The 3,785-nt window shown below is 69.6% G+C and carries 5 protein-coding genes; 4 read left to right on the plus strand and 1 reads right to left on the minus strand.

Annotation, left to right across the window (positions count from 1 at the left end):
• Both ABZ260_RS48295 and ABZ260_RS48300 read left to right on the plus strand, forming a co-directional pair.
• Positions 1-1,258: M14 family zinc carboxypeptidase (locus ABZ260_RS48295; protein WP_355631932.1), on the plus strand; the 1,258-nt coding region annotated here is incomplete at its 5' end.
• A 297-nt stretch (positions 1,259-1,555) separates the two neighbouring features.
• Positions 1,556-1,864, plus strand: coding sequence for a GNAT family N-acetyltransferase (locus ABZ260_RS48300; RefSeq protein ID WP_350914504.1), 309 nt, complete (start codon positions 1,556-1,558; stop codon positions 1,862-1,864).
• 57 nt (positions 1,865-1,921) lie between these two features.
• Here ABZ260_RS48300 and ABZ260_RS48305 read toward each other — a convergent pair whose 3' ends face one another.
• Entirely contained in the window at positions 1,922-2,422 is a 501-nt protein-coding gene (locus tag ABZ260_RS48305) for a GNAT family N-acetyltransferase (protein ID WP_355631934.1), read from the minus strand.
• 209 nt (positions 2,423-2,631) lie between these two features.
• Here ABZ260_RS48305 and ABZ260_RS48310 point away from each other — a divergent pair, with 209 nt between their 5' ends.
• Together ABZ260_RS48310 and ABZ260_RS48315 are read left to right on the plus strand one after the other, a co-directional pair.
• On the plus strand, positions 2,632-3,006 hold the full coding sequence (locus ABZ260_RS48310; protein ID WP_355567685.1) for a hypothetical protein: 375 nt from the start codon (positions 2,632-2,634) through the stop codon (positions 3,004-3,006).
• A 320-nt stretch (positions 3,007-3,326) separates the two neighbouring features.
• Positions 3,327-3,662 (plus strand): TraR/DksA C4-type zinc finger protein, encoded by a 336-nt coding sequence (locus ABZ260_RS48315; protein WP_355631936.1) that lies wholly within the window; start codon positions 3,327-3,329, stop codon positions 3,660-3,662.
• Positions 3,663-3,785 lie beyond the last annotated feature (123 nt).

Raw genomic sequence — 3,785 nt, forward strand, 5'->3', positions numbered from 1 at the left:
GGCGACGAAGCTGACCGACAACCTCAAGGCGCCGGCCACCGTCTCGCGCGACCCGTTCCAGACGAAGGTGCTGCGCATCGGCAAGAAGCGCGACGGTTCGAAGACCGGTGTGTTCCTCTACTGCCAGGAGCACGCCCGTGAATGGGTGACCCCGCTGGTCTGCCTGGAGACCGCCGAGCGGCTGCTGCGCAACTACGCCCGTGACGGGCAGACCAAGAAGCTGGTCGACGACCTCGACATCTTCATCATGCCCACGTCCAACCCCGACGGCGGGCACTACAGCATGTACGACTACAACATGCAGCGCCGCAACATGTTCAACCACTGTGACGCGACCAACGGCGACCCGGCACGGCGCAACTCCTGGGGCGTGGACCTGAACCGCAACTTCTCGGTCGGGTCGGTGTTCGACGGCTACAGTGGCGCCTCGACGGTCTGCACCAGCGACACCTTCGCGGGCCCGGCCGAGCTGTCCGAGCCGGAGGCGCGCAACCAGGTCTGGCTCACCAACCAGTTCCCGAACATCAAGTTCGCGATGAACACGCACTCCTACGGCGGCTACTTCATGTGGCCTCCGGGCGCCTACAAGGCCGCCGGGCGCGAGCTGCTGCCGCGGGTCGACTACGGCACGGAGAACTTCTTCTGGAAGGCCTCCGACCACATCCTGTCCGCGGTCCAGTCCTGGCGCGGTACGGCGATCTGGCCGGGTCGCACCGGCCCGGTGACGGATGTGCTGTACTCCGCGGCCGGTAACAGCGCCGACGAGCACTGGTACAACCGGGGCATCATCGGCTGGGACTTCGAGGTCGGCGCGGACGTCTACAACCCGGAGACCAAGCGCTTCCAGGCGGTCGGCTTCCAGCCGCCGTTCGAGGAGGGCCACGAGGAGGCGATGGAGTTCGCCGCCGGTCAGATCGGCATCCTGGAGGTCGCCAGGTCCTTCTCCGACGACAACAAGCAGCCGAAGTCGGAGCTGAGCGTGACGGGGCAGACCAGCACCTCGGCCACGTTCACCTTCGAGACCGACGAGCCCGCCAACGTGTACTACACGCTGGACGGCAGCCGCCCGACGCTGAGCTCCACCAAGCTCGCCGCCGCGGGAATGCGTGAGAGCGCACAGCAGATCACGATCGACAAGACCACCGAGGTGCACTGGTTCGCCGTTGACATCGCCGGCAACGTCGAGAACAACTACAAGCCGGACGGCAAGGGCAACAACTTCCGCAAGGAGAAGGTGAAGGTCCGCGACGCCCGCTGACCCCGCCTGACGTTCGCACGGCCGCCGGTCCACCGACCGGCGGCCGTCGTTCAGCCGCACCACCGGCACGTGGGACGGCGCTGCCGATGTCCTGCTCCGGTACGGTGCCGGCCCGGCGACCTGACCGGTTGCCGGGCGGACGGGAAGGCGGGGCGATAAAGCATGGGACACGGTCGGCTACATTCGTCCGTACCAGTCCTTCGGGCTGCCCCAGCTGACATCTCACCGATCGCGGACGACTCCGCCCGGCCGTGCCGGGCCGGGGAGGCCGAACGCGATCGAAGCCGAGGAGGACATATGACGGTCAAGGTCACCGACGCGCCCGAGGCACGCCGCTACGAGGCGCGGTTGGAAGGCGGGTCCGAGGTCGTGGGGTTCGCGGAGTACATCCGCACGCCGGACCTGATCGCGTTCGTGCACACCGAGGTCGGCCCGGTCCACGAGGGCAAGGGAATCGGCTCCGCGCTGGTTCGCGTCTCTCTGGACGCGGCGCGGGAGTCGGGGCTGAGCGTGCTGGCCACCTGCCCCTTCTATCTGGCCTGGATCAGCCGCCACCCCGAGTACGCCGATCTCCTCTACCAGAACCGCAGCCGGGTCAGCGACTGAACGGACGGAGCGGCGAACCCCATCCGGTGCTGGACTCTCGCCGCCCCGATCCCGCTCTCACGACCCTCCAGGGTATGGCGGCAGGAGATCCCACTCCCGCCAGGAGATCTCCCTGCCCGGCCAGCGGACCGAGGCGTACGGCCACGCATCGCGCAACCAGGCGCGGACCACCGGCTCCAGCTCCTCCTCCAGGCCGGTGCCCTCCTCGTCGGCCCGTACCCAGAACGACACGTCGGCGTCGGCCCCCTGCCTTTCCGGGGGATCGACGTAGACGCACCCGAGCAGGCGGGAGCCGTCGGGGCTCATCACCGCGTAGTTGAACGACCTGTGCAGCAGCGCCTCCTTCTGGTGCCAGGCCAGATCGATCAGGTTGTCCTCCAGCGTCATGCCGTCGAGCGGCCAGCCGCCCCACAGCGGGAAGCGCTCCCGCAGCCGGGCGGCGCTGCTCATCACGGCGTCGAAGTCACGCACCGCGTCGTGCACCGTGATGGGCCGGATGCGGAACCGCTCATGCTCCACACCCGCGGGAATCTCATGGGTTCTTGGTAGGAACGACATACGGAACAGCCTGACGCGCCCGCCTTGGCAGCTGCTGAACTGCCGCTTGCCGGGGCCGGGTTCCGGTAGATCTTCCTGGCCAGACCGGGCGAAGGGGCTGGTTCCACCGCTCGTCCGCGCCGGCACGCCGTCGGGTCCGGGATCGGCGAGTCCAGGGGCGCCGGACTGGGCGTGTGCCTGTTTTCGCTGGTTGGGCTATGGTCGGCAGCATGGCGACCTCGTGGCGAACCCCACGTGAGTCCACCGCCCTGTCCGTGGTGGTGGGCTTGGTTCTGGCCGCCCTGCTGCTCGCCGCCCTGGCCCCGGCCTCGTACGGCGGCGGCCCCGTCCAGCGGTCCGCCGGAGCGATCGGCGACATCTGGGAGCCCGGGAACTGGCTCGAACAGTCGTCGACCATGCCGCGGGCATCCGCCGGCGCCTTCGAGCACCTGCCGGCCCTCCGGCGGCTGCACCAGCGCTCCGCCTCCGATCTGGCGAACCTGTTACCGCTCCTGTCCCCCGCGTGGCGGGATCCGGACATGGTGCGCAGCCCCCAGCTGGCCACTCACCGGACCTCGGGCTCGCGCAGCCCGCCCCTGATCTAGCCGATCCATTCCCCTTCACCACCTGTCGGGCCACGCGCTCGACCGGCGGGTGGCGTACGCGCGCCGGTGTTCACCGAACACCCGGGTGCGCGCTCTGCCGTCCGCCGTGTCCGCGTGTCACCGGACAGAGTCGTGGAACGGCCGCGGCTCTGTGCACACCCCCGCTCCGGCCGATACCCCGCAGGTTCCATCGGGCCGTACTCCGGCCCGTTTCACGCCATGCCCGCGAGGCCGCGACCAGGCCCCGCCGGGCGAACTCGATGACGAGCGCGGCCACGTGCGCCGCTTGGCGTTCTCAGCTTTGGAAAGGACTTCCGATCATGTCAGTCAACAGTGAGGGCACCCGTCTCAGCAGCGTGCAGGCCCGGATCATCCGCGAGGAGCTGGACGAGCAGCTCCTGTGGCGTACCACCCGGGTGAACGAGCTCGAAGCCTCGGTGGAGGACGGGGAGGTCGCGTCCCGGCAGGACGAGCTCGTCGCCCTCGCCGCCGCGGGCCGCGACCTCGCGGAGACCAGACGGGCCCTGGAGAGCCTTGACGCCGGCAGCTACGGCCGGTGCGCCGGCTGCGAAGCGGACATTCCCTTCGAGAGGCTGAAGATCCGTCCGCTCGCCCGGTACTGCATCGCCTGCCAGCGGCGCCACGAGGCCCGCTGACCCCCGGCGGCCCCGCCCGACGTCCGCCCGCGTGCGGGCTTCCACGTCGTCCGGCGCGGCGGGCTCATGGTCGGCATGGCAGACGGCCACGGTCCAGGTCAGCGGCACGGCGGGCAACGGTCT

The sequence above is a fragment of the Streptosporangium sp. NPDC006013 genome (genome assembly GCF_040614275.1).
Lineage (GTDB): Bacteria > Actinomycetota > Actinomycetes > Streptosporangiales > Streptosporangiaceae > Streptosporangium.